A 5,780-nucleotide genomic window follows, 5' to 3' on the forward strand; every position below is an offset into this window, starting at 1 on the left:
AAGGAATCTCCATTGCAATCCAGATTTTGCAGCACCTGAACACACCACGACGGACGACCCTCGTGCAGACACATCAATAGCGGGACGGCCCGCTTCCCAGTTTGAGGTCGAGCTGATCGGCTTCCGGGGTTCAAGACATGTTCGACAAACTGCTGATTGCCAACCGCGGCGCCATTGCCTGCCGCATCTTGCGCACCTTGCGTGCACTGCACGTCAAAGGCGTCGCGGTGTATTCCGAAGCGGACGCAGCAAGCCTGCATTTGCTGGAGGCCGATGAAGCCCACAGCCTGGGTGAAGGCGGTGCGGCCGGGACCTATCTTGCGGTAGATAAAATCCTCGCCATCGCCAAAGCCAGCGGCGCCACAGCGATCCATCCCGGCTATGGCTTCCTTTCGGAAAACGCCGCCTTCGCTCAAGCCTGTGAAGATGCAGGGATCGCCTTTGTCGGCCCAACGCCCGAGCAACTGCGCGTCTTCGGTCTCAAACACACCGCGCGAGCGCTGGCCAAAATGCACGGCGTGCCGATGCTCGAAGGCACCGAACTGCTCGACAGCGTCGAAGCAGCGCTGAGCGCGGCTGAAATTATCGGTTACCCGGTGATGCTCAAAAGCACCGCAGGCGGTGGTGGTATCGGCATGCGCGTGTGCCGCGACGCGGCAGAACTGGGCGAATCCTTCGAAGCCGTAAAACGTCTCGGCCAGAATAATTTCAGCGACTCCGGTGTCTTCATCGAGAAGTACATCCAGCGCGCCCGGCACCTTGAAGTGCAGGTGTTTGGCGATGGTCGCGGTGAAGTGCTGGCCCTTGGCGTACGCGATTGTTCCGTGCAGCGGCGCAACCAGAAAGTCCTCGAAGAAACCCCGGCGCCGAACCTGCCCGATGGCATGGGTGAAGCGTTGTGTGTTGCCGCGATCAAGCTTGCCAAAGCGGTCAACTATCGCAGCGCGGGGACTGTGGAATTTGTCTTCGACAGTGACGACCAGCGTTTCTACTTCCTCGAAGTGAACACCCGCTTGCAGGTCGAGCACGGCGTGACCGAGCAAGTCTGGGGCGTCGATCTGGTCAGCTGGATGGTGCAACTGGCAGCCGGTGACCTGCCGCCGTTGTCGGAACTGCAAGCCGCGCTCAAGCCAAGTGGCCACGCCATTCAGGCACGCTTGTACGCCGAAGATCCGGGCCGCGATTTCCAGCCCTGCCCTGGTTTGCTGACAGCGGTGAACTTCCCCGCTGTAGATGGCAAAAGCCTGCGTATCGATACGTGGGTAGAAGCGGGTTGTGAGATTCCGCCATTCTTTGATCCGATGATCGCCAAGCTGATCAGTTGGGCACCCAATCGCCAATTGGCCAGTGATGGGCTGGCCAATGCCTTGAGCGAAAGCCGCCTGTATGGCGTGGAAACCAACCGCGACTACCTGCGGCAGATTATCGCCGACGCGCCGTTCGCCAGCGGTCAGCCGTGGACCCGTTGCCTGGAAGGCCTGGTCTATCACGCCGACACCTTTGAAGTGCTCAGCGGCGGCACGCAGACCAGCGTTCAGGATTATCCCGGCCGCTTGGGTTACTGGGCCGTAGGCGTCCCGCCGTCCGGTCCGATGGACAGCCGCGCCCTGCGTCTGGGCAACCGTTTGCTGGGCAACGCCGAAGGCTGCGCCGCACTGGAAATCACCATGAGCGGCCCGCTGCTGCGCTTCAACACCGATGCCGTGGTGGCAGTTACCGGAGCTGTTATTCCGTTCACGCTGGATGGCGAACAGCAACCGCTGAACACAGCCGTGTTCGTGCCCGCCGGTTCACAACTGGCACTGGGCACGATTGCCGGGGCCGGTGCGCGCAGTTACCTGTGCGTAAGGGGCGGGCTGGATGTGCCGGATTATCTGGGCAGCAAAAGCACCTTCACCCTTGGCCAGTTTGGTGGGCACGGTGGTCGGGCTCTGCGTGCGGGTGACGTGCTGCATGTGTCTCCACTGGTTGATCGCAGCGCCGGGCAGCACATTCCGCAAGAACAGATGGAAGACCTGGCTGAAGTACGCCACATCCGGGTCATCTATGGCCCGCACGGTGCCCCGGAATACTTCACTGAAAACTACATGCAAACGTTCTTCGCCACTCAGTGGGAAGTGCACTTCAACTCCAGTCGTACCGGCGTACGCCTGATCGGGCCCAAGCCGGAGTGGGTGCGGGCCGATGGCGGCGAAGCGGGACTGCACCCGTCGAATATCCACGACAATCCCTATGCAATTGGCGCGGTTGATTTCACCGGTGACATGCCCGTGATCCTCGGCCCGGATGGCCCGAGCCTGGGTGGTTTCGTCTGCCCGGTGACCATCATCGAGGCGGACCTTTGGCAGTTGGGCCAGCTCAAGGCTGGGGACAAGGTCATGTTTGAAGCGGTGAGCATTTCCGAGGCGCGTCAGTTGATCCGTAGGAGCGCGCTTGCCCGCGATGACGCCGGTACAATCGATGTAACGCCTGCGTCTGGAATACCGAAATCGCGGGCAAGCCTCGCTCCAACAGAATTGAACTCGCCTGTTGTGCTCGACATCGGTCAGGACGATACCCGCCTGGTCGCCCGCCTCTCGGGTGACACTCACCTGCTGCTGGAAATCGGCGCGTCTGAGCTGGATCTGGTGCTGCGCTTCCGGGGGCATGCGTTGATGCAGGCACTGGAAGCCAAGCGCCTGCACGGCGTGATCGACCTGACGCCGGGCATTCGTTCGCTGCAAGTGCATTACCAGCCGGAACAATTACCGCTGTCGCAACTGCTCGATATCGTCGCAGGCGAATGGGACGCCGTTTGCGCCGCGAAAGACCTGCAAGTCCCCTCGCGCATCGTCCATCTGCCATTGTCCTGGGACGATCCGGCCTGCCAGCTGGCCATCGAAAAATACATGACCACCGTGCGCAAAGACGCGCCGTGGTGCCCGAGTAACCTGGAGTTCATCCGGCGCATCAATGACCTGCCCAACCTCGACGAAGTGCAGCGCACCGTGTTCGAAGCCAGCTATCTGGTCATGGGTCTGGGCGATGTGTACCTCGGTGCACCAGTCGCTACGCCGCTCGACCCACGTCACCGACTGGTCACCACAAAATACAACCCGGCCCGCACCTGGACGGCTGAAAACTCTGTAGGCATCGGCGGTGCCTACATGTGCGTGTATGGCATGGAAGGTCCCGGCGGTTATCAGTTTGTGGGGCGCACCTTGCAGATGTGGAATCGCTACCGGGAGGTCGCCGCATTCGATGGCAAACCCTGGCTGCTGCGCTTCTTCGATCAGATCCGTTTCTACCCGGTCAGCGCCGATGAGCTGCTGCGTATCCGTCGGGACTTCCCGTTGGGCCGTTACGATCTGGAGATTGAACACAGCACCCTGAACCTCGCCGACTACCAGGCGTTCCTCAACCGCGAAGCAGAGGGCATCGCCGCCTTCCGCAGTCAGCAACAAGCGGCATTTAACGCTGAACGTGAACGCTGGATCGCCAGCGGCCAGGCTAATTTCGAAAGCGAAGAAGCCGTTGCACCATTAACCGAAGAAGCGCCGCTCAAGGCAGGGGAACACAGTGTCGACAGCCATATCGCAGGCAACCTCTGGCAAGTGCAGGTCGAGGTCGGCCAGCGTGTCGAAGCCGGTGATGCACTGGTGATTCTGGAGTCGATGAAGATGGAAATTCCGCTGCTGGCGCCGATCGCCGGAGTGGTTCGCGAGGTGCGCGTGCAGCCAGGTTCGGCAGTGCGCGCAGGCCAACGTGTTGTCGTGCTGCAAGCCGACTGACCCTTTTACTTTTTTATGGAATTCTTCTATGAGCCTTGAAGTAACGTTGCGCGACCTGCGCCTGGAATCAGTCCGTGCTGCCTATGAATCCGGCAGCCTGACACCTCGCCAACTGATCCTCGCCCTGCGGGAAAAAGCCGCCGCGCTGAACCCGGAATATCATCTGTTCATTCACCTGCTAAGCACCGCAGAACTGGAACCCTACCTCGCGGCGCTGGAAGATCGTGACATCAAGGACCTGCCGCTGTATGGCATCCCCTTCTCGATCAAGGACAACATAGATCTGGCGGGCATTCCCACCACGGCAGCTTGCGTGGCGTATGCGTACACGCCACAACGTTCAGCCACCATCGTCGAGCAGTTGTTGGCGCTGGGTGCGATTCCCATGGGTAAAACCAATCTGGATCAATTCGCCACCGGGTTGAACGGCAGTCGCTCGCCCTTTGGCGCGTGCCCGAACAGCGTACTAAAAGAGTATCCGTCCGGAGGTTCCAGCTCAGGCTCGTCACTCGCCGTAGCGCTGGGCGTCAGCAGTTTCTCACTGGGCACCGATACCGCCGGCTCGGGCCGGGTACCTGCCGCGCTGAACAATCTGGTGGGTATGAAAGCCAGTAAAGGTTTGATCTCCACCGCAGGTGTCGTACCGGCCTGCCGCACGTTGGATTGCGTGACCACCTTTACCGCTACTGCACGCGAAGCCAGTCAGTTGCTGAGCCTGACCGCAAGGCTTGACCCGCGTGACGAATACAGCCGCAGTAATCCGCTGTGGAACGACGCTTCGGCGTTCGGGACGCCCCGTCCCTTCCGATTCGGCGTGCCCCGCGCCGAGGACCTGGAGTATTTCGGCTGCACTCAAGGCCCGCTGCTGTTTAGCGACGCCATCGACCGCCTGACCGAACTGGGTGGCGAAGCGGTCTCTTTAGACCTTTCACCGTTTCTTGAAGCCGCGCGCCTGCTGTACGAAGGGCCATGGGTCGCCGAGCGCTACAGCGTTGCGGGCGAACTGATGGAAAACAATCCCGAGGCCGTGCTGCCGGTCATCCGTGCAGTGCTGGCCAAAGCTCCAGCAGTCAGTGGCGTAGAAACATTCCGTGCGCAATATCGCCTGCAAGCGCTCAAAGCAATCTGCGACAAGGCCATGGAAGGTCTGGATTTTGTGCTTACGCCAAGCATCGGCCGCCCGGTGACCAACGCCGAACTGGAAGCCGAACCTGTACTGCGTAACTCCGAACTGGGTTACTACACCAACTTCGTCAACCTGCTGGATTACGCTGCAGTTGCTGTACCAAGCGGGTTCATGGACAACGGGCTGCCGTGGGGCGTGACGCTGTTTGGTCGGGTGTTCACCGATCAATATCTGCTGAGCGTGGCCGACGCTCTGCAACGTCAGACCGAACTGCCATTGAGTGGCGGCCTGACCACGCAGTTGAACAAACTGGCCACCGTCGCACGCAACGACATGGCACGCGTGGTGGTATGCGGCGCGCATCTGGATGGCCTGGCGCTGAACTGGCAACTCAAGCAACGCGGCGCGCGTCTGGTGGAAACCACACAAAGCTCCCCGGATTACCAACTCTACGCACTCGCAGGCGGTCCGCCGTTTCGGCCGGGCATGGTTCGGGTCGATCAAGGCGGGGTTGCGATAGACGTGGAAGTCTGGGAGCTGCCGAGCCGCGAACTGGGTTCGTTCCTGACCGGCATTCCGGCGCCGCTGGGATTGGGCAAAGTGCAACTGGCTGACGGACGCTGGGAGTGCGGGTTTATCTGCGAAGCTTATGGTCTGCAAGGGGCAAAAAATATCAGCCATCTGGGCGGCTGGCGGGCATATCTGCAAGCGGCAAAATAGATCTAAATCCACATACGCTAGATCGGCTTGAAACGCACATCCCTGCAGGACTTTCCTCGGTGTCCATGACACCACGCTGTCGCGCAGCAAACGCTGAACCTGTAGGAGCGCACGAGCACCGCGAGGCCGCGATGGCGGTGCATCAGACAGACCGCCATCGCTGG

The 5,780-nt window shown here is 60.7% G+C and carries 2 protein-coding genes; both read left to right on the forward strand.

Annotated features, from left to right (window positions below):
* Positions 1–137 precede the first annotated feature (137 nt).
* A complete protein-coding gene (uca, locus tag AUC60_RS03560) occupies positions 138–3,770 on the forward strand; it encodes an urea carboxylase (protein WP_087264712.1) in 3,633 nt (1,210 codons plus the stop codon).
* A 28-nt stretch (positions 3,771–3,798) separates the two neighbouring features.
* On the forward strand, positions 3,799–5,616 hold the full coding sequence (gene atzF / locus AUC60_RS03565; protein WP_087264713.1) for an allophanate hydrolase: 1,818 nt from the start codon (positions 3,799–3,801) through the stop codon (positions 5,614–5,616).
* Positions 5,617–5,780 lie beyond the last annotated feature (164 nt).

The organism is Pseudomonas caspiana (genome assembly GCF_002158995.1).
Classification (GTDB): Bacteria; Pseudomonadota; Gammaproteobacteria; order Pseudomonadales; family Pseudomonadaceae; genus Aquipseudomonas; species Aquipseudomonas caspiana.